At 72.9% G+C, this 21,736-nt stretch carries 20 protein-coding genes; 8 read left to right on the top strand and 12 right to left on the bottom strand.

Annotation, left to right across the window (positions count from 1 at the left end; translation table 11 throughout):
* Positions 1-210: 210 nt before the first annotated feature.
* The gene (locus AB0D49_RS10945; RefSeq protein WP_362754268.1) at positions 211-3,009 is read left to right on the top strand and encodes a penicillin acylase family protein; all 2,799 of its coding nucleotides are present in this window, start codon (positions 211-213) and stop codon (positions 3,007-3,009) included.
* Positions 3,010-3,190: 181 nt separating this feature from the next.
* Here the strand turns inward: AB0D49_RS10945 and AB0D49_RS10940 are convergent, their stop codons facing one another.
* Entirely contained in the window at positions 3,191-4,426 is a 1,236-nt protein-coding gene (locus AB0D49_RS10940) for a DUF1343 domain-containing protein (RefSeq protein ID WP_362754265.1), read from the bottom strand.
* Positions 4,427-4,566: 140 nt separating this feature from the next.
* Here AB0D49_RS10940 and AB0D49_RS10935 point away from each other — a divergent pair, with 140 nt between their 5' ends.
* Positions 4,567-5,331 carry an SDR family oxidoreductase gene (locus tag AB0D49_RS10935; protein ID WP_362754262.1) on the top strand — a complete coding sequence of 255 codons (765 nt, stop codon included), beginning with the start codon at positions 4,567-4,569 and terminating at the stop codon, positions 5,329-5,331.
* A 112-nt stretch (positions 5,332-5,443) separates the two neighbouring features.
* The gene (locus AB0D49_RS10930; RefSeq protein WP_362754259.1) at positions 5,444-6,037 is read left to right on the top strand and encodes a TetR/AcrR family transcriptional regulator; all 594 of its coding nucleotides are present in this window, start codon (positions 5,444-5,446) and stop codon (positions 6,035-6,037) included.
* A 1,052-nt stretch (positions 6,038-7,089) separates the two neighbouring features.
* Here the strand turns inward: AB0D49_RS10930 and AB0D49_RS10925 are convergent.
* The 8 genes from AB0D49_RS10925 to AB0D49_RS10890 form a co-directional block, all read right to left on the bottom strand.
* Complete coding sequence (locus AB0D49_RS10925; protein WP_362754256.1) at positions 7,090-8,304, bottom strand: acyl-CoA dehydrogenase family protein; 1,215 nt, start codon at positions 8,302-8,304, stop codon at positions 7,090-7,092.
* Between the two features lie 4 nt (positions 8,305-8,308).
* Complete coding sequence (locus AB0D49_RS10920; protein WP_362754253.1) at positions 8,309-9,370, bottom strand: phosphotransferase family protein; 1,062 nt, start codon at positions 9,368-9,370, stop codon at positions 8,309-8,311.
* 258 nt (positions 9,371-9,628) lie between these two features.
* Positions 9,629-9,925: a hypothetical protein gene (locus tag AB0D49_RS10915; RefSeq protein ID WP_362754250.1), complete on the bottom strand. Its 297-nt coding sequence runs from the start codon at positions 9,923-9,925 to the stop codon at positions 9,629-9,631.
* Positions 9,926-10,036: 111 nt separating this feature from the next.
* Positions 10,037-10,363: a DUF202 domain-containing protein gene (locus AB0D49_RS10910; RefSeq protein WP_362754247.1), complete on the bottom strand. Its 327-nt coding sequence runs from the start codon at positions 10,361-10,363 to the stop codon at positions 10,037-10,039.
* A gap of 7 nt (positions 10,364-10,370) precedes the next feature.
* Positions 10,371-10,763 carry a DUF202 domain-containing protein gene (locus AB0D49_RS10905; protein WP_362754244.1) on the bottom strand — a complete coding sequence of 131 codons (393 nt, stop codon included), beginning with the start codon at positions 10,761-10,763 and terminating at the stop codon, positions 10,371-10,373.
* Between the two features lie 70 nt (positions 10,764-10,833).
* Positions 10,834-11,325, bottom strand: a complete 492-nt coding sequence (locus tag AB0D49_RS10900) for an NUDIX domain-containing protein (protein WP_362754241.1) — start codon at positions 11,323-11,325, stop codon at positions 10,834-10,836.
* Positions 11,322-11,471, bottom strand: coding sequence for a hypothetical protein (locus tag AB0D49_RS10895; protein ID WP_362754238.1), 150 nt, complete (start codon positions 11,469-11,471; stop codon positions 11,322-11,324). The genes AB0D49_RS10900 and AB0D49_RS10895 overlap by 4 nt, the downstream gene beginning before the upstream one ends.
* Before the next feature lie 105 nt (positions 11,472-11,576).
* Positions 11,577-12,485: a DMT family transporter gene (locus AB0D49_RS10890; RefSeq protein ID WP_362754235.1), complete on the bottom strand. Its 909-nt coding sequence runs from the start codon at positions 12,483-12,485 to the stop codon at positions 11,577-11,579.
* A gap of 509 nt (positions 12,486-12,994) precedes the next feature.
* On the opposite strand from AB0D49_RS10890, the gene AB0D49_RS10885 reads away from it, so the two are divergent.
* From AB0D49_RS10885 to AB0D49_RS10870, 4 genes are all read left to right on the top strand, one after another.
* The gene (locus tag AB0D49_RS10885) at positions 12,995-13,945 is read left to right on the top strand and encodes a hypothetical protein (protein WP_362754232.1); all 951 of its coding nucleotides are present in this window, start codon (positions 12,995-12,997) and stop codon (positions 13,943-13,945) included.
* A 183-nt stretch (positions 13,946-14,128) separates the two neighbouring features.
* Positions 14,129-15,679 carry an APC family permease gene (locus AB0D49_RS10880; protein ID WP_362754229.1) on the top strand — a complete coding sequence of 517 codons (1,551 nt, stop codon included), beginning with the start codon at positions 14,129-14,131 and terminating at the stop codon, positions 15,677-15,679.
* Between the two features lie 85 nt (positions 15,680-15,764).
* A complete protein-coding gene (locus AB0D49_RS10875) occupies positions 15,765-16,481 on the top strand; it encodes a molybdopterin-dependent oxidoreductase (protein ID WP_362754226.1) in 717 nt (238 codons plus the stop codon).
* Positions 16,465-17,076, top strand: coding sequence for a cytochrome b/b6 domain-containing protein (locus tag AB0D49_RS10870; protein WP_362754223.1), 612 nt, complete (start codon positions 16,465-16,467; stop codon positions 17,074-17,076). The genes AB0D49_RS10875 and AB0D49_RS10870 overlap by 17 nt, the downstream gene beginning before the upstream one ends.
* 21 nt (positions 17,077-17,097) lie before the next feature.
* Here the strand turns inward: AB0D49_RS10870 and AB0D49_RS10865 are convergent, their stop codons facing one another.
* From AB0D49_RS10865 to AB0D49_RS10855, 3 genes are all read right to left on the bottom strand, one after another.
* Positions 17,098-18,675, bottom strand: coding sequence for a hypothetical protein (locus AB0D49_RS10865; RefSeq protein ID WP_362754220.1), 1,578 nt, complete (start codon positions 18,673-18,675; stop codon positions 17,098-17,100).
* Between the two features lie 203 nt (positions 18,676-18,878).
* Positions 18,879-20,276, bottom strand: a complete 1,398-nt coding sequence (locus AB0D49_RS10860; protein ID WP_362754217.1) for a gluconate:H+ symporter — start codon at positions 20,274-20,276, stop codon at positions 18,879-18,881.
* A gap of 61 nt (positions 20,277-20,337) precedes the next feature.
* The gene (locus AB0D49_RS10855) at positions 20,338-20,844 is read right to left on the bottom strand and encodes a gluconokinase (RefSeq protein WP_362754213.1); all 507 of its coding nucleotides are present in this window, start codon (positions 20,842-20,844) and stop codon (positions 20,338-20,340) included.
* Positions 20,845-21,033: 189 nt separating this feature from the next.
* Here AB0D49_RS10855 and AB0D49_RS10850 point away from each other — a divergent pair, with 189 nt between their 5' ends.
* Entirely contained in the window at positions 21,034-21,735 is a 702-nt protein-coding gene (locus tag AB0D49_RS10850) for a FadR/GntR family transcriptional regulator (protein ID WP_362754210.1), read from the top strand.
* Position 21,736 lies beyond the last annotated feature (1 nt).

The raw sequence follows: 21,736 nt of genomic DNA, 5'->3' as shown, positions 1-21,736 counted from the left end.
CACCTGTACTTCGGTCACTGCGGCGTCGTCGTACGGACGTCCCCGAATAGACGTATCGACAAGCGATTCGGCTCCCTTCCGGCTCCCGCCGGTTTTCCGGCGGCCCCGGCGGACGGGGGGAGCGAACCGAAAACTTGACGCATGTTCATCTTTCAACCGGGCACTAACCGCCGGTAACATCCGGCTCCATCCCCATCGGGAGGAGCTGCCATGTCACGGCGCACCCCACGCACCGCGCTCGACAGAGTGAGAACTCCCCACACTCCTCGTGGGTTCCTGAAGACGGCTTCCGTATGCGTCCTGATGGCCGGGCTTTTGTCTCCGCTTTCCCAAGCCGCCTCGGCCGCCACCCCCACGGTGGCCGATGCGGCGGCGATCGTGGACCACTGCGGCAACCAGTGCTCCGACATCCTGCCGCCCGGCCAGAACGGCAATGCCACCCTCGCCCAGATCCTCCTCAACCAGGCGTTCGGTACCCAGCCCGAACACGCGGAGGACCAGCTCGGGCCCTATGCGAAGCTCGCCACCGGCTATCAGTCCCTGACCGATTCCACGATCAACACCTTCTTCAACGACGCCTCCTTCGGCGTCCCCGCCGACCAGGTCGCCTCCACCCTCCGGCCCGCCGGACGCACCGACGTCACCATCGTCCGCGACAAGAAGTCGGGTGTGCCGCACATCACGGGCACCACCCGCTACGGCACCGAGTTCGGCGCCGGATACGCCGCCGCCCAGGACCGGCTGTGGCTGATGGACCTGTTCCGGCACGTCGGCCGCGGCCAGCTCACCACGTTCGCGGGCGGCGCCCTCGACAACCAGGGCCTGGAGCAGACCTTCTGGCGCAACGCCCCCTACACCGAGGCCGACCTCCAGGCCCAGATCGACCGGGCCGCCACCACCAACGGCGAGCGGGGCCGCCAGGCCCTGGAGGACGTCAAGGCGTACGTCGACGGCATCAACGCGTACATCGCCGCCTCCGACAGCGGACGCTACTTCCCCGGCGAGTACGTCCTCACCGGCCACAAGGACTCGATCACCAACGCCGGGACCATAGAGCGCTTCAAGCCCACCGACCTGGTCGCCCTCGCCTCCGTGATCGGCGCCCTGTTCGGCGCGGGCGGCGGCGGCGAGGTCAACAACGCCCTGTCCCTGCTGGCCGCCCAGCAGCGCTACGGCGTCCAGAAGGGCACCGAGGTCTGGGAGTCGTTCCGCGAGCGCAACGACCCCGAGGCCGTCCTCACCGTCCAGGACGGCAGCTTCCCGTACGGCACCAAGCCCGCGAACCCGCAGGGGGCCGCCCTGCCCGACCCCGGCTCGGTGAAACAGGAACCCCTGATCTACGACCGCACCGGCAGCGCCGCCGGCCAGGCGGCCACCGGCACCTCCGCCGACGCCGCCGCGCAGGCCGTCACCTCCGCCCGGCGCGGGATGTCCAACGCCCTGGTGGTCAGCGGCGAGCACACCGCGAGCGGCCATCCCGTCGCCGTGTTCGGGCCGCAGACCGGCTACTTCGCGCCGCAACTGCTGATGCTCCAGGAGATCCAGGGACCCGGTCTGAGCGCCCGAGGCGCCTCCTTCGCCGGGCTCGGCATGTACGTCCAGCTCGGCCGCGGCCAGGACTACGCCTGGAGCGCCACCACCTCCGGCCAGGACATCGTCGACAGCTACGCCGTCGAGCTGTGCCAGGACGACTACCACTACCTCCACCGGGGCGTGTGCACGCCCATGCAGAAGATCGAGCAGAAGAACGCCTGGAAGCCCACCACCGCCGACGGCACCGCCGCCGGTTCCTACACGATGCGCGTCTGGCGGACCGCGTACGGCCCCGTCGAGTACCGCGCGACCGTCGGCGGGAAGAAGGTCGCCTACACCACTCTGCGCTCCTCGTTCCTGAACGAGGCCGAGTCCATCGTCGGCTTCCAGATGCTCAACGACCCCTCCTATGTGACCGGCCCGCAGTCCTTCCAGGAGGCCACGCGGCACATCAACTACACGTTCAACTGGTTCTACGCCGACGCCCAGCACACCGCCTACTACAACAGCGGCGACAACCCGGTCCGCGCACCCGGCGTCGACCCCGAGTTCCCCGCCTGGGCGCGCCCCGCGTACGAATGGCGCGGCTGGGACCCGGCCACCAACACCGCCGACTACACCCCGCCCGCCCAGCACCCGAACTCCGTCGACCAGGACTACTACATCTCCTGGAACAACAAGCAGGCCAAGGACTACGCCGCCGCCCCCTGGGGCACCGGCTCGGTGCACCGGGGCAATCTGCTGGACGACCGGGTCAAGAAACTGGTCCAGCAGGGCAAGGTGACCCGCTCGGCGCTGGTCCGGGCCATGGCCGACGCCGGGCTCGCCGATCTGCGCGCGGAACAGGTCCTGCCGGATCTGCTGCGGGCGGTGACCAGCGCGCCGGTGACCGATCCGGCCGCCGCCGCGGCGGTGGGCAAACTCCAGGCGTGGGTCGCGGCGGGCGCGAAACGCACCGAGACCGCGGCGGGCTCCAAGACCTACGCCCACGCCGACGCCATCCGGATGCTCGACGCCTGGTGGCCGCTGCTGGTCAAGGCCCAGTTCGAACCCGGACTCGGCACCGGCCTCTACACCGCGATCACCGCCAACCTGCCCGTCGACGAGTCCCCGTCCGCCGCCCACGGCCCGACCGGCGCCCACGCCGGAAGCGCCTTCCAGTACGGCTGGTGGAGCTATGTCGACAAGGACATCCGCGCGGTCCTCGGCGAGACCGTTCGGGGCCCGCTCGGCGACCGGTACTGCGGCGGCGGCTCCCTGCCCGTCTGCCGTGACGCCCTGATCACCAGCCTCGTCCAGGCCGCCGCCAAGACCCCCGCCCAGGTCTACCCCGGCGACGCCCTGTGCGCGGCGGGCGACCAGTGGTGCGCCGACTCCGTCGTCCAGCGCGCCCTCGGCGGGATCAAGCACCCGAACATCAGCTGGCAGAACCGGCCCACGTACCAGCAGGTCGTGGAGTTCACCTCACACCGCTGAGCCGGTCCCGCACGGCCCCGGCGGCGGCCCGGACCCTCCCTCCGGACCACCGCCGGGGCTCACCTGCGCCGGGTGCCGGGTGCCGGGTGCCGGGCGACAGGTGCCGGGTGCTGGGCGACGGGTGACGGGTGACAAGGCGACCCGCGTCCACCGCCCACCGCCCGCCGCCCGCCGTCCCGCCTCACCGGTACAGCAGATACCGCGCCCGTGTCCGCCGGAACACCGCCAACTCGTCCTGCCAGGCCGCCACCACGTCATCGGTCCCCGCCCCGGCGTCGATCATCGTGCGGACCAGGGTGGACCCGGTGAGCGTGTCGATCCAGTGGTTCGGCAGCCAGTGGAACTCCGCCCACGCGCGCCGGGCCGTGACCAGCAGCCCGATCCCGGTACGCACCGGGTCGTAGACCCGCCGGTCGTGCACATGGACCTGCACCCCGCCGACGGTGCGGTGGGGGAACTTGGAGAACGTCGGTGTGAAGTACGCCTCCCGGAACCGCACACCGGGCAGGTCCAGTTCCCCGGCGGCGGCGGCCCAGCGCCCGTCCAGGCCCTCCGCGCCGAGCAGTTCGAAGGGCCGCGTGGTGCCCCGCCCCTCGGACAGGTTCGTCCCCTCGAACAGACACGTCCCCGCGTACACGAGCGCGGTCTCCGGCGTCGGCATGTTCGGACTCGGCGGCACCCACGGCAGCCCCGACCGGTCGTAGAAGTCCGCCCGCCGCCAGCCACTCATCGGTACGACGTCCAGCGCCGGGGGCGCGGGCAGGAACTCCCCGGCGAACAGCCGCGCCAGTTCGCCCACGGTCATCCCGTGCGCCTGCGCGATCGGCTGCCGCCCGACGAAGCTGGCGAACTGCGGCTTCAGCACCGGACCGGACGCCCCGCGCCCGGTGACCGGGTTGGGCCGGTCCAGCACCACCATGCGCTTTTTGGCCAGCCGGGCCGCCTCCATGCAGTCGAACAGCGTCCAGATGTAGGTGTAGAACCGGGCGCCGACATCCTGGATGTCGAAGACGACGGTGTCCACACCGGACGCCGTGAAGATGTCGGCCAGCGGCTGACCCCGCCGACCGTAGGTGTCGTACACGGGCAGACCCGTCGCCGGGTCGTCGTAGCGGCCCTCGGAGCCGCCGGCCTGCGCGGTGCCCCGGAAGCCGTGCTCCGGACCGAAGACCGCGACCAGGTCGACCCGGTCGTCGGCGTGCATCACGTCCACGATGTGCCGGACGTCCCGGGTCACCCCGGTCGGGTTGGTGACGACTCCGACCCGCTCACCGCCGAGCGGGGCGTAGCCGTCGGCGACGAGGCGTTCGAAGCCGGTGCGGGCGGAGGTGTGCCGGTCCGCGGCCGTGGCGGCGGGCGCGGAGACGGTGAGGGCGGCGGCCGTTCCGGCCAGGACCGTACGTCTGGTGGGAGGCATGAGGGGGACGGTAGGGGGTCGCGGCGCCGGTGGGGAGGGTGCCGACCGGGTGTGTCGGTCGGCCGGATCTCGCTTCCTCCGCACATACCGACCGGTTAGTCTGGATCGGCGGGGACCGGGAGCGGCAGGACTGGAGGGCGATGGTGGTCAGCGTGCGGGGTGCCGGAGTGGTCGTCACGGGAGCGGGCGACGGGATCGGGGCCGCCCTCGCGCGGCGGTTCGCCCAGGAAGGCGCCCGGGTCGTGGTCAACGACCTCGACCCGGCGAAGGCGGAGGCCGTCGCCCAGGAGATCGGCGGGACCGCGCTGGCCGGGGACGCCTCCGGCATCGCCCCGGCCGCGCTCGACGCCCTCGACGGCCGGGTCGACGTGTACTGCGCCAACGCCGGGCTCGGCTCGGGCGGGTCGGAGCGGGCCGCGGACGAGGTGTGGGACGCCGCCTGGGACGTCAATGTGATGGCCCACGTCCGGGCCGCGCGGGCGCTGCTGCCGGGCTGGCTGGAGCGCGGCGAGGGACGGTTCGTGTCCACCGTGTCGGCCGCCGGGCTGCTCACCATGATCGGCGCCGCCCCCTACAGCGTCACCAAGCACGGCGCCTTCGCCTTCGCCGAGTGGCTGTCGCTGACGTACCGGCACCGCGGGCTGAAGGTGCACGCGGTCTGTCCCCAGGGGGTGCGCACCGACATGCTGGAGGCGTCCGGCAGCGCGGGCGACCTGGTCCTGCGTCCGACCGCCATTGAGCCGAAGGACGTGGCCGACGCGTTGTTCCAGGGCATGGCCGAGGAGCGGTTCCTGATCCTGCCGCATCCCGAGGTCGCCGACTACTACCGGGCCCGCTCCGGCGACCCGGACCGCTGGCTGACCGGGATGAACCAGCTCCAGCAGAAGTGGGAGGCGGAGCGGTGAGCGGGGTCCTGCCCGGCGCGCCGGACGCGGCGGATGGGAAGATCCCCCGTCGGGAGTTGCGCTCCCGTTCGCGGGAACGACGGTAGAACATCACGGAAGGCAGGTGGCGGCAGTGCCCAGAACGACGGACGGGGACGGGGCGCCCGTCCCCCAGCGGCTGCTCGCCGCCGCCACCCGGCTCTTCGCCGAGCAGGGCTACGACCGGACCTCGGTCCAGGAGATCGTCGAGGCCGCGGGCGTCACCAAGGGGGCGCTCTACCACTACTTCGGCTCCAAGGACGATCTGCTGCACGAGGTCTACGCGCGGGTGCTCCGCGTCCAGCAGGAACGTCTCGACGCCTTCGCCGACGCCGACGAGCCGGTGGACAAGCGGCTGCGGGACGCGGCGGCGGACGTGGTCGTCACCACCATCGAGAACCTCGACGACGCCATGATCTTCTTCCGCTCCATGCACCATCTCGGCCCGGAGAAGAACAAGCAGGTACGCGCCGAGCGCCGCCGCTACCACGAACGGTTCCGCGCGCTCATCGAGGAGGGCCAGCGCGAGGGCGTCTTCTCCGACGCCACCCCGGCCGACCTGGTCGTGGACTACCACTTCGGGTCCGTCCACCATCTGTCGACCTGGTACCGCCCCGACGGCCCGCTCAGCCCCCAGGAGGTCGCCGACCACCTGGCGGACCTGCTGCTGAGGGCGCTGCGCCCGTAGGAAGCGGGCCCGCGCGGGGCGGGATTCTGGCGGCGCCCGCACCCCGAGTGCGGTGAGTGTCGGGCGGCGCCCGCGCCCTGAGCGGGGCGGGATTCGTGCGGCGTCTGCGCCCCGAGTGGGGTGAGTGTCGGGCGGCGCCCGCGCCCTGAGCGGGGCGGGATTCTGGTGGCGCCCGTGCCCCGAGTGCGGTGAGTGTCGGGCGGCGCCCGCGCCCCGAGCGGGGCGGGATTCGTGCGGCGTCTGCTGCCCCGCGCGGGGCAGCTTCTGCGTGGTGCCTGCGCCCCGCGTGGGGCCCGCTGCGGGTGGTGAGTGGCGCTGGGGGAAGCCGGGTCCGCGCGGGGCCCGCTTTGGGCGGCGCCTGACGGGGGAGCCGGGTCCGTGGGGGCTCGCTGTGGGTGGTTGCCTGGCGTGCAGGAGCGGTGTCTGCGCGGGGCCCGCTTTGGGTGGCGCCTGACGGGGGGGAGTCGGGTCGGTGGGGGCTCGCTGTGGGTGGTTGCCCGGCGTGCAGGAGCGGTGTCCGCGCGGGGCCCGCTACGGGGGCGTCTGACGCAGGGAAGCCGGGTCCGCGCGGGGCCCCCCGCTACTGGTGGTGCCTGGTGCTGCGGAAGCCCGCCCCGCGCGGGGCGGCGCACCCGGGTGGCGTCCGGCGTGTCGGTGCGGGCGTGCGCTCCAGGTGGCACCCGGCGTCCGTGTGCGTGGCCGCTCCCGGCGGCGCCCGGCATCCGCGCGGGGGAGCGCCCCGGCGTTCCGGTGGGTCCTGGCCTGCGAGTGGTCCCGCCCCCGCGCGGGAGCGCCCCCAGACCACCCGCGCCGACCAGCTCACCGCCTCCTCCTGGCCCCCGCGCGCGAGCGCCCCGCCGCTGCCGTCGCCGACCCGTGCCAGTGAGACTCCCGGCTCCCCGCGCGGGAGGGCCTCCAGATCACCCGCGCCGACCGGCCCACCGCCTCCTCCCGGCCCCCGCGCGGGAGCGCCCCGGACCGTGCCCGGCCTACGGGTGCGGGGCGGTCGTCACGCTCACCGCCCCGCACCCGTGTGCCCCTCGCGGGTACCTCTACAGGTACCCCTTCAGCTCCCTGCGCGCCAGCGAACGCTGATGCACCTCGTCCGGCCCGTCCGCGATCATCAGGGTCCGCGCGGCGGCGTACAGCTCCGCCAGCGGGAAGTCCTGGCTGACCCCGCCCGCCCCGTGCAACTGGATCGCCCGGTCCAGGATGCCGACGACCGCGCGGGGTGTGGCGATCTTGATGGCCTGGATCTCGGTGTGCGCGCCCCGGTTGCCGACGGTGTCCATCAGCCAGGCCGTCTTCAGCACCAGCAGCCGTAGCTGCTCCACGGTCACCCGCGCGTCCGCGATCCAGTTCTGCACCACACCCTGCTGCCCCAGTGCCTTGCCGAAGGCGGTCCGGGACACCGCCCGGCGGCACATCAGCTCGATCGCCCGTTCCGCCATCCCGATCAGCCGCATGCAGTGATGGATCCGGCCGGGGCCGAGCCGGGCCTGCGCGATGGCGAACCCGCCGCCCTCCTCGCCGATCAGGGCCGACGCCGGGACCCGCGCCCGGTCGAAGACCACCTCGGCGTGGCCGCCGTGGGAGTGGTCCTCGTAACCGAACACGCGCATGGCGCGCCGTACGGTCACTCCGGGCGTGTCGCGCGGGACCAGGACCATGGACTGCTGACGGCGGATGTCGGGGCCGTCCGGGTCGGTCTTGCCCATCACGATGAAGACCGCGCAGTCCGGGTTCATCGCCCCGGAGATGTACCACTTGCGCCCGGTGATCACATAGTCGTCGCCGTCCCGCTCGATGCGGGTGGTGATGTTGGTGGCGTCGGCGGAGGCCACCTCCGGCTCGGTCATGGCGAACGCCGAGCGGATCTCCCCGGCGAGCAGGGGTTCCAGCCACCGCTTCCTCTGCTCGTCGTCGCCGAACTGCGCCAGCACCTCCATGTTCCCGGTGTCCGGGGCGGCGCAGTTGGTCGCGATGGGCGCGAGATGCGGGGAGCGGCCGGTGATCTCGGCGAGCGGCGCGTACTGGAGGTTGGTCAGCCCGGCCCCGTACTCGGCGTCCGGCAGGAACAGGTTCCACAGGCCGCGCCGCCGGGCCTCCGCCTTCAGCTCCGCCACCACGGCGGGGGTGTCCCAGGGGGAGGCCAGGGCCGCCCGCTGCTCCTCGGCGACCGCCTCGGCCGGGTACACATGCTCGTCCATGAAGGCGAGCAGGGAGCCGCGCAGTTCCTCGGTGCGCGCGTCGAACGCGAAGTCCATGGCGTCAGCCTTCCTCGGGGTGGTGCGGGGGACGGGGGGTGTCCTGGTGGCCGCGGAGCGTCGTCAGGCCGTGCTCGATGAAGACGGGCACCAGGCCGCCGATCCGGTCGAAGCCGGGGCCGACCGTCTGGCCCAGCGTGTAGCGGTAGTGGATGCCCTCCAGGATCACCGCGAGCTTGAACCAGGCGAACGCGGTGTACCAGGCGACCGCCGACACATCGCGCCCGGACCGGGCCGCGTACCGCTCGATCAGCTCGGCGGGCGACGGATGCCCGGCGGCCTCGGCGGTGGTGGAGACCGGCGAGTCGGGCGCGCCGAGCGGGATGCTGTACATCGCCAGCAGCCCCAGGTCGGTCAGCGGATCGCCGAGCGTGGACATCTCCCAGTCGAGGACGGCCGTGATCCGGTCCGAGCCGTCCAGCAGCACGTTGTCGAGCCGGTAATCGCCGTGGATCACCGTCGGGGCGGGGGAGCGGGGCAGCGCCCGGCCCAGGGCAGCGTGCAGTTCGTCGACGCCGGCCAGGTCACGGTTGCGGGAGGCGTCCAGCTGCTTGCCCCAGCGGCGCAGCTGCCGGTCGAGGAACCCCTCGGGGCGCCCGAAGTCGCCGAGCCCCACCGCCTCCGGGTCCACCGCGTGCAGCTCGACCAGGGTGTCGACCAGCCCGAGCACCGCCTGCCGGGTCCGCTCCGGGCCCAGCGGGGCGAGCTGCTGCGCGGTGCGGTACGGGGTGCCGGGCACATGCTCCATCACGTAGAACGGCGCCCCGAGCACCTCCTCGTCCTCGCACAGCAGCAGCGGTTCCGGTACCGGGACGGCGGTCGCGTGCAGGGCGCTGATCACCCGGTGCTCGCGCCGCATGTCGTGCGCGGTGGCCAGCACATGGCCGAGCGGGGGCCGCCGCACCACCCAGCGGCCGACGCCGTCGGTGACCCGGTACGTGAGGTTGGAGCGTCCGCCCTCGATCAGCCGGGCCGTCAGCGGTCCGGCCACCAGTCCGGGCCGCTCACGGTCCAGGAGGGCGCGCAGCCGGACGGGATCGAGACCGGGTGGGTGGTCGGCAGCCATCGTCGCTCCTACGGAAGCGTGAATAAGACGTGACTCATGATGCCGACCGGTCGGTATGTCGTCCAGACGCCCACGGGTGAACGTGATCGGGCCCACCCTAGGCCGACGGCTCCCCGCGGGGTGTGCGGGGAGCCGTCAGAGGGTGGTTTTCGGCCGCGGGGAGGCTCTGGGGGCCGTCCTAGGGAGCCGCTCCGGGGAGCGCGCCCTATTGGAGCCCGTCCCCGGGGGCGGGCTCTGCGGGTCGTCCTAGTGGTCGTCCTAGTGGTCGTCCCAGTGGTCGCCGTGCGCCGCGTGCCGGTGGCCGTCGTGGAGGTAGTCGACATGGTCGCCGTGCAGGACCGAGGCGTGGCCGCAGTCCTCGCCGTGCCGGTGCTGGTGCTCCGCGTGGGCGGTGTGTCCGGCGGCCTCGCACTCGTCCCAGTGCCCCTCGTGCGCGCGGTGCAGATGTCCGTCGTGCGCGTAGTCGACATGGTCGCCGTGCGGGACGGCCGTGTGCCCGCAGTCCGGGCCGTGGCGGTGCGTGTGGGTGGTGTGTTCGAGGTGCGTGGTGGTCATGGCGCTCACCTTGGGTCGGGGACGGCGTCGAACAGGGTGCCATATCAAAGCTACAAAAGTGAGCATATGGGGCGTATCACCCGGGTGCCTCGCCGAGGGGCGCGCGGGCCGTCAGAGGATGATCGCCGCCGCCGCGCAGACCGCGAGCGCCACCGTGCACAGGGTCGCGGCGGCGGCCTGCCGGTGCGGCAGCCCGGACGGCCGGACGGAGCCCGCGAGGGCGCGTATCCGGCGATGCGCGATCAGCAGGAAGCCCAGCCACAGCAGACAGCAGGCGGCACAGGCCAGCACGGACCCCACCGAGATCCCGCCGCGCACGGTGGTCCGTACGGCGAGGATCGCGGCGACCGTGCCCGCGAGGGTGGTCCGCCGCCAGGCCAGCCTGGTCCGTTCCGGCTGGAGCCCCGGGTCCCGTACGGGCGTGGCCTCGGCGCTCACGCCCCGCTCACCCCTCCCAGCCGAACAGCACGACCACGACCATGCCCAGCGCCACCAGGGCGACGACCAGGCTCAGCAGCGCCGGGAACCGGGACACCGGAAGGTCCTCGCCGCGCCGCATGGCCCGCTCGCAGCGCACCCAGTGGTTGACCGCCCGCAGCGAGCACAGGACCCCGGCCGCGAGCAGCGCCAGCGCCAGCGCGACCCGGACCGCCCAGCGCAGCTCCGGCAGGAACTGGTCCACGGCGAACCCGCCGCCGATCAGCGCCAGGGCGGTGCGCAGCCAGGCCAGAAACGTCCGCTCGTTCGCCAGCGAGAAGCGGTAGTCCGGCGTGGCGCCCTCCGCGCGGACCTGCTCGGGCGCGAACCACAGCCGGACGTTCCTGACGAATTCGCTCACACGCCCGACCCTAGCGCCGGGCCGGGGAGAGGGCGCGGCTAGCCCCTGCGCCCCGGTGCCTCGACCGTGGCTAGCCCCGGCCCCCCGGCTGGTCCCGCAGCCGCCGGTACGCCGCCAGCCCGTCCGGCACCCACTCCCAGCCGTCGTCGGGGCCGTCGTCCGGGCCGAGCCGCCGCTCGATCTCGCCCTCCGGCAGGAAGGCGTGCCAGGCGACCTCCTCGGCCTGGGGCCGCACCGGCAGCTCACAGCGCACCTCGTACACCGCCGACCACCAGCTCCGCCCGGCCCCGTCGTCGTAGAGGAACTTGAACAGGTACGACGGGGTCGGCAGCCCCGTGACCCCCAGTTCCTCCTCGGCCTCGCGCAGCGCCGCCGTGTCGTACGACTCGCCCGCGCCGACCACACCGCCGACGAACATGTCGTAGAGCGACGGGAACACCAGTTTGGTCGCCGTCCGCCGATGCACGAAGATCCGCCCGGCACCATCCCTGACCTGCACGAACACACATCTGTGCCGGAGCCCTCCGGCGTAGACGGCACCGCGCGGGGCCTGTCCCGTCACCTGGTCGTACTCGTCGACGACATCGAGGATCTCGTCAGCCGGATCAGCGGGATCAGCCGGATCAGCGGGATCAGCGGGATCAGCGGGATCAGCCGGATCGGCCGGATCAGCCGGATCAGCCGGATCGGCGGGATCGGCGCCAGCAAGGGGGCCGTCGCTCATAGGGGCGTCGCTCATGGAGGCATCCCATCAGAGCCGGGCCGCCGCCCCCGCACGCCCCGCCCCGCCCCGCGAGCCCTCCAACCGTCCCCTCAGCTGGGCCGGACCGGCTGGAGCTGCCCCATCGTCGCCGTGGTCGCCGAGGTCGCCCCGCGAGGCATCGCCGGGTGCATCCCCAGCAGGACGATGCCCGCGACCACCGCCGCGAGCCCCGCCGCCTCCCAGGCCAGGGCGCCCGCGTCGGTGCGCAGCCGGTCGCCGAGGAAGCCGACGCCGCAGATGATCCCGGCGATCGGCTGGGCGGCGGTCAGCGCGGGCAGCGACATCCGCAGCGACGCCGTCTCGAAGGCGCTCTGCACCAGGATCAGCCCGGTGATCCCGAGCAGCAGCACGGCGTACGGCTGCCAGCTGGTGAGCACCGCCACGATCCCGCCGTCGCCGAACCGCTGGCCGCTGACCCGGGTCAGCGCGTCCTGCACGCCGTAGAGGAGGCCCGCCGCCAGGGCCAGCAGCACCGGGGCGGAGCCCAGCCGGAAGCGCTTGGCGTACGCGGTGAGGAGCAGCGCGAGCCCCACCATCACGCCGATGATCAGCCAGTGCCGCAGCGGTTCGACCACCGCCGTGCCGCCGTGCGGCTGTCCGGCGACGATGAACGCGGTGACCCCGCCCGCCAGCAGACCGAGCCCGGCCCAGCCCTGGCGGCCCAGCGGCTGCTTGGTCTGGCGCCGGGAGAGCGCGAGGGCGAACAGCAGGTTCGTCGCCAGCAGGGGTTCCACCAGGGACAGCTGGCCCTGGCCGAGGGCGACCGCGCCGAGCGCCATACCGGCGGCCATCAGGGCGATGCCGCCGAGCCAGCGCGGCACCTTCATCAGGTCGAGCAGCAGCCGCGGGGAGAGGAAGTCGCCCAGCGGCGCCCGCTGTGCGGCGTTCTGCTGGAGGACGAAGCCGAAGCCCAGACAGCACGCGGCACTCACGGCGAGAACCAGAACCAGAACCGACACGCTGTACCTCGGGATCATCCGGCCGGAAACACGGGGTGCGGTACGGCCGACTGTAGGGGACCGGGGGCGTCGCTGCCCCTGGGGAGCGCCCGAACGCGGGGGGCCGGGGCAGCGGGGGAGCTGCGGCGGCGGATCTGCCGGGGGGCGCTGAATGCGTGCTCCCCATGGTCGGGGGCGCCACCCGGTACCGCTATGACGCACGCCACACCACCTCCGGAAAACCGGAGTGCCGCACTCCGCGCACCGGTCGGACGACGTCGACTCGCCGACCGTTCTCCGGGTTCATGGCCGAGAATCGACTATGTGACTTAGCTCACATTCGTGAGCCCGTATCAGGGTCCGTGTACGTCGATCTCCATGAAGTCGACACAACTGTCGCGCCTTTCCCACGAGTTGACGCGTGTCACGAGTGGAACACACTTGACGCTGAGCGTTGGCTGCCGGTTTGCTGTCCGTGATCGGCCGATAGCACGCCGACCATCCGCATCGTCGCTCAGGAAGTTCCCGCGGTGTCCCCACCCCCGCCTCCTCTCGGCCGAGGCCGCAGGCGAGCGGCCCAGGCTCATGACGCGGCTCTCGACGACACCGAACTCAGTGCCGCGCGTGCCGCGTTGGCCCAGGGCCGCTGGCAGGCCGTCCGTTCCCTGCTGGTGCGCACCGCCGACGACTGGGACCGCCGGGGCCACCGGATCACGGTCCTGGGCGCCGAGTCGTACTCCGCCGCCTGGGCGGGCGAGTGGCAGCTCGCCGAGCCCGAGTCCGGCGACGCCGCCGTGCTCGTCGCCTTCGCCCAGGTGCACCGCGCCCTGCGCGGCAAGCAGAAGCCGGACCGAGCCCGCGACGCGTGCCGCGCCGCCGCCCGGCGCGTCCCGGCCGACCCCACCCCCTGGCTCGGACTGCTCCTGCTGGAACGATCCCTCGGTTCCGAGGAGGACGTGGTCCGGCTCTTCGACGAGGCCCGCCACCGCCATCCCGACCACCACCACGCCCACCACCTCCTGGTGGCGCGGCTCGCCGAGCGGCTCACCGAGGCCGGTGCCGACCCGCTGCACGAGGTGTACGACTTCGCCAACTGGGCCGCCGAGCAGGCCCCCGCCGACTCCCCGCTCGCCATCCTCCCCGTGGTGGCGCACGCCGAGCGGTTCCGGGTGCTGGCCGCCGCGGGCCATCTGCCGACCGACCCGGCTGCCTCCGGGCACTGGGACGGACGCCGGGCCCGCCAGGTGATGAAGGCCGCGTTCGACTGGTGGCTGGAGTGGGAGCACGAGGAGCATCCGCGCCGACTGGTCGACCTGAACTTCCTCGCCCACGCCAAGGTCTGCGAGGGCCGCCCGGCCGAGGCGGCTGCCCTCTTCCACCGCATCGGCGAGCGCTTCACCCCGCAGCCCTGGTCGTACCCGGACCGCGACCCGTACACGGCGTTCCGCACGGCCCGCGACAACGCGCTCGGCACGACATGAACACTCCGCGGCCCGACATGAACCCCCCGGAGCACCCGCACGCCCCGCGCACCTCGCACGCCCCGCACACCTGAGCACCTCGCAGCACCACCCAGCCGTACCCGAACACCCGCAGCACCCCCAGCCGTACCCGTACACCCCGCAGCACCCTGATCCGACCGCGCCCGAAAGGACCCGCTCCGCATGAGCACCGGCACTCCCCGCACCAGCAGACAGACCGCCGCCTCCGACGGCATCAGCACCTTCAAGGGCCAGGAGCGCGCACTGCGCGCCGACCGGCTCGGCACCGGGGGCCTGCTGCTCTCCGTACTCGCCGCGACCGCCCCCCTCATGGTGGTCGCAGGTGTCATGCCCACCACATACGCGGTGATGGGCATCGTCGGACAGCCCCTGCTGTTCGTCCTCCTCGGCGTGGTCCTCGTCCTGTTCGGCATCGGGTACGCCGAGATGAGCCGCCATGTCCACAACGCGGGCGCGTTCTACGCCTACATTTCGCGGGGCCTCGGCGGCACCGCGGGAGCGGGCGCCGCGATGGTCGCCCTGGTCGCCTACAACGCCCTCCAGGCCGGTATCTACGGCATCTTCGGCTTCGAGGTCGCCGGACTGCTCCAGACGTACGCCGACATCACCGTCGCCTGGTGGATTCCGGCGCTGCTGGCGCTGGCCCTGGTCGGCGCGCTCGGCTGGCTGAAGATCGACGTCAACGCCAAGGTGCTCGGCGTACTGCTGATCATCGAGGTGGCCCTGGTGGTCGTCTTCGACATCGCCGCGCTCGGCGACCCCGGCCCCGAGGGGCTCTCCCTGCACGCCTTCAACCCGGAGACCCTCTCCGGCGCGGGCGTCGGCACCGCCCTGTGCTTCTGCATCGCCGCCTTCCTCGGCTTCGAGCAGGCCCCCGTGTACGCCGAGGAGACCAGCCGGCCGCACATCCTGGTGCCCCGGGTGATGTTCCTGGCCGTCGCCGGTGTCGCGGTCTTCTTCGCCTTCAGCAGCTGGGCCCTCACGGTCGCCGCCGGACCGCAGCAGATCGTGCCGACGGCCCAGGAACAGAGCGCGGGACTGCTGTTCTTCCTCACCGAGGCACGGCTCGGCGAGACCTTCACCGACGTCATGCACGTCCTCTTCGTGACCGGCATGTTCGCGGCGCTGCTCAGCTTCCACAACGTCGTCGCCCGGTACGCCTTCGCCATGGGCCGTGAGGGACTGCTCCCGTCCGCCTTCGGCCGCACCACCGGCTCCAGCGGCGCCCCCGGCACCGGCTCGCTGCTCCAGACCGTGGTCTCCGCCGTCATCGTGATCGCCTTCGCGGTCACCGACGACAAGCCGGACGGCGACCCGACCGCGCCGATCCTGCACCTGTTCACCTGGTTCGGGAACCTCGGCGCGCTCGGGGTGATCGTGCTGATGGCCGCCGCCTCCCTGTCCGTGGTGGTGTTCTTCGTCCGGCGCGGCGCCGCGGGCACCCAGGCGTGGCGCCTGGTCACCTCCTCGCTCGCCGGGATCGCGCTGCTGGTGATCGCGGTCTACACGGTCAAGGACTTCGACGTCCTGGTCGGCGCCGGACCGGACTCCTCGCTGCGCTGGGTACTGCCCGGCATCATCGGCCTGGCCGTCCTCGCGGGTCTGGCCCAGGGCCTGGTCATGCGGGCCCGCAACCCCGAGGCGCACGCCCGGATCGGCCTCGGCAACGAGGCGTTCCAGCTGGAGAAGGCGGCCGGGTCGGACGAGGACTGACCGCCCCGCCGTCCCGGATGACGGAAGTCTGACGGCCACCCGCGAACCCTGGCCCGACCGGGTTCGCGGGTGCTCGAATGAACGGGTGACCTCCGACCCCCGCGGCGCCCCCGTCGGCCGCCGCGTCCTCCTCGGCACCCTGGGCCTGGGCGCCCTCGGCGTGCTCGCCGCACCCGCGCTCCAGCGCGGCCTGGAGTCGTTCCTCGCCGGTGCCTCCGACAAGGACCCGACCGGCCTCACCGACCTCCTCCCCAACGGCGGCGGCTTCCGCTACTACTCGGTCGCCGCGTCCGTCCCCCGCAGAACCGCCGCCGACTACCGCCTCACCGTCGGCGGCCTGGTCGACCGGCCCACCACCCTCACCCTCGCCGACCTCCGCGCCCTGCCGCAGACCCGGCTGGTCCGCGACGTCCAGTGCGTCACCGGCTGGCGCGTCCCCGACACCGCCTTCGAGGGCGTACGGCTGTCCCGGCTGCTGGACGCCGCCGGGGTCCGCCCGGCCGCCCGCGCGGTCCGCTTCGACTGCTTCGACGGCACCTACTCCGAGAGCCTCACCCTCGAACAGGCCCGCCGCGCCGATGTCCTGGTGGCCCTGCGGATGCGCGACGAGGACCTCGGACACGCCCACGGCGGCCCGGTCCGCCTCTATGTGGCCCCGATGTACTTCTACAAGTCCGCGAAATGGCTCTCCGGCATCACCCTCACCGAGGACGTCGAGCCCGGCTACTGGGAGGAACGCGGCTACGACACCGACGCCTGGGTGGGCCGCTCCAACGGACGTGACGATGTCCCTACGAGCTGACGCCCCGCCGACCGCCCGCGTCCCCCGCTTCACCCGGGCCGAACGCTGGATCCACCGCACCACCGCCGCGCTGATGGGCGTCTGCGTCCTGACCGCCGCCTGTCTCTACGTCCCCGAACTCGCCCAACTGGTCGGCCGCCGTGCCCTGCTGGTCCGGCTGCACGAGTGGTCCGGCCTGGCGCTGCCCGTCCCGGTGCTGACCGGACTCGCCTCCCGCGCCTTCCGCGCCGACCTCGGCCGGCTCAACCGCTTCGGCCCGCACGACAAGGTCTGGCTGCGCGCCGCCCTGCGCCGCCGAGGCCACCGCCCCGCGGACAAGTTCAACGCGGGCCAGAAGATCTACGCGTCCTGGCTCGCCGGGGCGGTGCTGGTGATGCTGGGCACGGGGCTGCTGATGTGGTTCACCGGCCTCACCCCGCTGCGCTGGCGCACCGCCGCCACCTTCGTCCACGACTGGCTGGCCCTGACCCTCGGCATCGTCCTGGCCGGTCATGTCGGCATGGCCCTGGCCGACCCGGAGTCCCGGCGCGGGATGCGCACCGGTTCGGTCAGCCGGGAGTGGGCGACCCGCCGCCACGACGGCTGGCTCCGCTGACGCCCCGGCGCTGACGACGGCTCAGGACGCGGGCGCGGGCGCGGGCACGGATGCGGATGGGGACGCGGGCGCGGGCGCGGGCACGGATGCCGACGCGGATGCAGAGGCGGGCGCGGGCACGGATGCCGACCCGGATGCAGAGGCGGGCGGGGGCACGGATGCCGACCCGGGCGCGGACTCCTCCACCGTCTCCGGGCCCTCGGCCACGGACTCCGGCGGCGTCTCCCCCTCCCCGTCCGGCACGACGGGAGACGTGACGGGAGACGCGCCCGGCGGCACGACAGGCGGCGGCACGACAGGCGTCACGGCGGGAGGTAGGGCAGGCGGTCCGCTCGGCGGTGCGACTGGCGGTCCGACCGGCGGCCCGACCGGAGGTACGACAGGCGGCGGCCCGCCCGACGGCACGACCGGCAGCGCCCCAGGCGCGAGCCCCATCGGCGGATCAACCACCGCTGCCGACCCCTCGCCCGCCGCCCCGCCCGACGACCCTTCGCCCGACGACCCTCCAGCCGCCACCCCACCCGGCGGCGCCTCACCCGGCGGCGCCTCACCCGGCGTCCCCCCAGACCCGCCCGGATGCTCCGACCCCGGCTCAGACCCCGGCCCCGACCCCGGCCCCGCCGGGACCACCCCGAACGCCCCCTCCAGCACCGCCGCCACACCCCCGTACCGCACGGTGACCCCCACCGTCCGGGGCAGGCCCGTCAGCGCGGGCACCACGAACGTCACCGTGTCCGGCCCCTCGGGCGTCACGGTGACCGGATGCCCGTCGACCAGCACCTCGCCGCCCACCGCGAGTTCGGCGACATCGAAGAACGCCCCGCTCAATCCGGTCCGGACCCGTTCCCCGGGCCGCACCGCCACCGCGCTGCCGCTGTCCACGGACGCGATCGTGAAGGCACAGGCGGGGGCCGTCTCGGTGGCGGAGCCGAGCACCGCGCTGCGCCCGGGATGGCGCCGCTGGAACTCCAGCAGCCCGTCGAGCACGGCGAGCGCGGCCCGTCCCTTGCAACTGCCGTCGCCGGTCTCCGCGTCCGCGACCGCGTCCCGCGCCTGTCGGGCGGTGTCCCAGTCGCCGTGCCGCCCCTGTACGGCCAGACACGCCGAGGCGAGCCCGCGCAGCACCTGCCACTCGGGGTCGTCGGCCGCCGCGGGCACCGCGGCCAGCGCCTCACCGCAGCGGCCGGGGTCGCGCAGCACGTCGTACACGCTCGCCGGGTCGGCGGTCCGGTCGGCGTCCGGGGAGACCGGTCCGGGCGGCAGCCAGCGCAGCCGTACCGTCCCGGGGTGGCCGGTCGCGGAGGGGCCGGGCACGGGCACGTCACGCGGCGCGCGGGTCACCGGTGTCGGCGGGCCGGTGATGGTGGGGGCGGCGACGCCCCCGGCGGGCGACGACAGCGGGGGCGGGGGCGCGAGCGGCGGCGCGGGCGTGGCCGTACCGCCCACCGCTCCGGACGACGGGGTGACGACCACGGGGCCGCCGGACCGGTCCGGGAGGGTCACGGCGTCACGTCCGCCGTCCGTGAGGACGACGGCGACGCTCGCCACCGCCCCCGCAACCAGCCACCCCGAGACACGTGTCCCCAGGGAAACCGCCATGACGCCCCCCGCTGTGATGATCCCCGGCGACCGATCCGGGTCGGCCGAAGCCGTTCCATCATCATCCAGCCGGCGTCAACAGAAAAGGCACGAGGAGATCAAGTCCGTACCAATATCGCTACGAACCGGTCCCTTATGGCCATGACCTCGCCATCGCCCTCGCCGCGAGCCGTCCCCGCGCGACCGCCGTCACGGACCCGCCGCTACATCACCAGGGACAGCAGCAGCACGAACGCCCCGGCGACCACCGAGATGATCGTCTCCATCACCGACCAGGTCTTGATGGTCTGCCCGACGTCCAGCCCGAAGTACTCCTTGACCAGCCAGAACCCGGCGTCGTTGACATGGCTGAAGAACAGCGACCCGGCGCCGATGGCCAGCACCAGCAGCGCGGTCTCCCCGCTGGACATCCCGGCGGCGAGGGGCGCGACCAGACCGGCCGCGGAGACGGTCGCCACGGTCGCCGAACCGGTCGCGAGCCGGATCACGACCGCGATCAGCCAGGCCAGCAGCAGCGTCGGGATAGCCCAGTTCTCGGATATCTCCAGGATCATCTGGCCGACCCCGGAGTCGATCAGCGTCTGCTTGAAGCCGCCGCCCGCGCCGACGATCAGCAGGATGCCCGCGATCGGCGCGAGCCCCTTCTCGACCATCCCCGACACCCGCTCCTTGGCGAACCCGGCGGGCCGCAGCAGGGTGAAGATGCCGACCAGGACCGAGGCCAGCAGCGCGATCATCGGGGAGCCGACGACGTCGAAGATCCGCTGGGTGGTGTTCTCGGGGTCGTCGATCACGATGTCCACCAGCGCCTTGGACAGCATGAGGATGACCGGCAGCAGAATGGTGATCAGCGTGGCGCCGAAGCTCGGCCGCTTCTCCAGGGTCTCCGAGGCGCGCTGCGGGATCATCCGCTCGGGCGCCGGGACGTCCACCCAGCGGGCCGCGTACTTGGCGAACAGCGGTCCGGCGATGATCACCGTCGGGATCGCCACCAGCACACCGAGCGCCAGCGTGATGCCCAGATCGGCGTCCACCGCGTCGATCGCGACCAGCGGGCCGGGGTGCGGCGGCACCAGTCCGTGCATCACGGAGAGACCGGCGAGCGCGGGGATGCCGATCCGCATCAGCGAGTAGTTGCCGCGCTTGGCGACCATCAGCACCACCGGGATCAGCAGCACCACACCGACCTCGAAGAACAGCGGCAGTCCGATCACCGAGGCGATCAGCACCATCGCCCACGGCATCGACCGCCCACCGGTCTTCGCGAGGATCGTGTCCACGATCTCGTCGGCACCACCGGAGTCGGCGAGCATCTTGCCGAGGATCGCGCCCAGCGCGATCAGCACGCCCACACCGGCGACGGTGGTCCCGAGCCCGCTGGTGAAGGACTTGATGACCTTGTCCAGCGGCGCCCCGGCGAACGCGCCGAGCGCCAGCGAACCGATGGTCAGGGACAGGAAGGCGTGCAGCTTGAACTTGGTGATGAGCAGGACGATGACGGCGATACCGGCCAGGACGGCGATGCCCAACTGGGCATGTCCGGCCGAGGTGATCGGCTCGACGGTGTCCGCTGCCAGCACCTCGACGCTGAGTCTGGTCACGGGTGATTCCCTTGCAGATACGGGGGACGGGGGATGTTGGGGGGAGGGGGAGAAGCGGGGGCTACTGGACGGCGGCCAGCGCCCGTACGGCCCGGTCCGTGATGTCCTCCGGTGTGCCGGAGACATCGACGGCGACGCCGGACTCGTCCGGCCCGAGCGGTTCGAGCGTGGCGAACTGCGAGTCCAGCAGCGCGGTCGGCATGAAGTGCCCGCGCCGGTGGGCCATCCGGTCCTCGATCAGGGCGCGGTCGCCGGTGAGGTGGACGAAGACCAGCCCCGGCGCGGCGGTCCGCAGCCGGTCCCGGTAGCTCCGCTTCAGCGCCGAGCTGCTCACCACCCCGCCGAGCCCGCTCCGGCCGTCCGCCCAGGAGCCGATCGCGTCGAGCCAGGGCCACCGGTCCTCGTCGGTCAGGGGCGTCCCGGCCGACATCTTGGCGATGTTGGCGGGCGGATGGAAGTCGTCGCCCTCGGCGTACGGGACGCCGAGCCGGGCGGCGAGCAAGGGACCGATCGTGGTCTTGCCGGTGCCCGCGACGCCCATGACCACGACGACGTGGGGGGTGCTCATCGTTGCTGCCTCGCTGTCTTCGCCGTGTTCGCCGTGTTCGTCGCGTTAGTCGCCTTCGCCGTCTTCGTCGGCATAGGGACCTCACCTTGATGTCGAGACACTGAAACCCATTAGGTACGACTAATTCAAGAGCTTGTGATGAATAAGTCTGACTTTTTCTTGCTGTGATCCGCCCCGTACGCTGAGTGCATGAGCACAGCGGGCCGGGGGCTGCACGGCCGGGTACTGGACACCCTCGGCCCCGAGATCACAGCGGGCGGCTATCCCCCGGGAAGCGTTCTGCGCACGGACGAACTCGCCCAGCGCTTCGACGTCTCCCGGTCGGTGATGCGCGAGGCGGTACGGGTCCTGGAGTCCATGCACCTGGTCGAGTCGCGCCGCCGGGTCGGTGTCACGGTCCGCCCGGAGTCCGAGTGGAACGTCTACGACCCGCAGGTCATCCGCTGGCGGCTGGCCGGCAGCGACCGCCCCCGCCAACTGCGCTCCCTGACCGTGCTGCGCTCGGCCGTCGAACCGGTCGCCGCCGGACTCGCCGCCCAGCACGCCACCCCGGAGCAGTGCGCCGAACTCACCGAGTGCGCCCTCGGGATGGTCGCCAACTCACGCGGCGGGCGCCTGGACAAGTACCTCTTCCACGACATCGCCTTCCACCGGGTGATCCTCGCGGCGTCCGGCAACGAGATGTTCGCCCGGCTCGGCGATGTAGTCGCCGGAGTGCTCACCGGCCGCACCGAGCACGACGTGATGTTCGAGGACCCCGACCCGGCCGCCGTCACCCTGCATGTCCAGGTCGCCGAGGCGGTCCGTGAGCGCGACGCCGCCCGCGCCGAACACCTCACCCGTGAGATCACCGTCGGCGCCCTCCAGGAACTGGACATCCTGGCGCCCTGAC

The organism is Streptomyces sp. NPDC048290 (assembly GCF_040652095.1).
Classification (GTDB): domain Bacteria; phylum Actinomycetota; class Actinomycetes; order Streptomycetales; family Streptomycetaceae; genus Streptomyces.
Note: the sequence above shows the minus strand (reverse complement) of the source record. Positions and strands in the feature narration are given on the sequence as shown.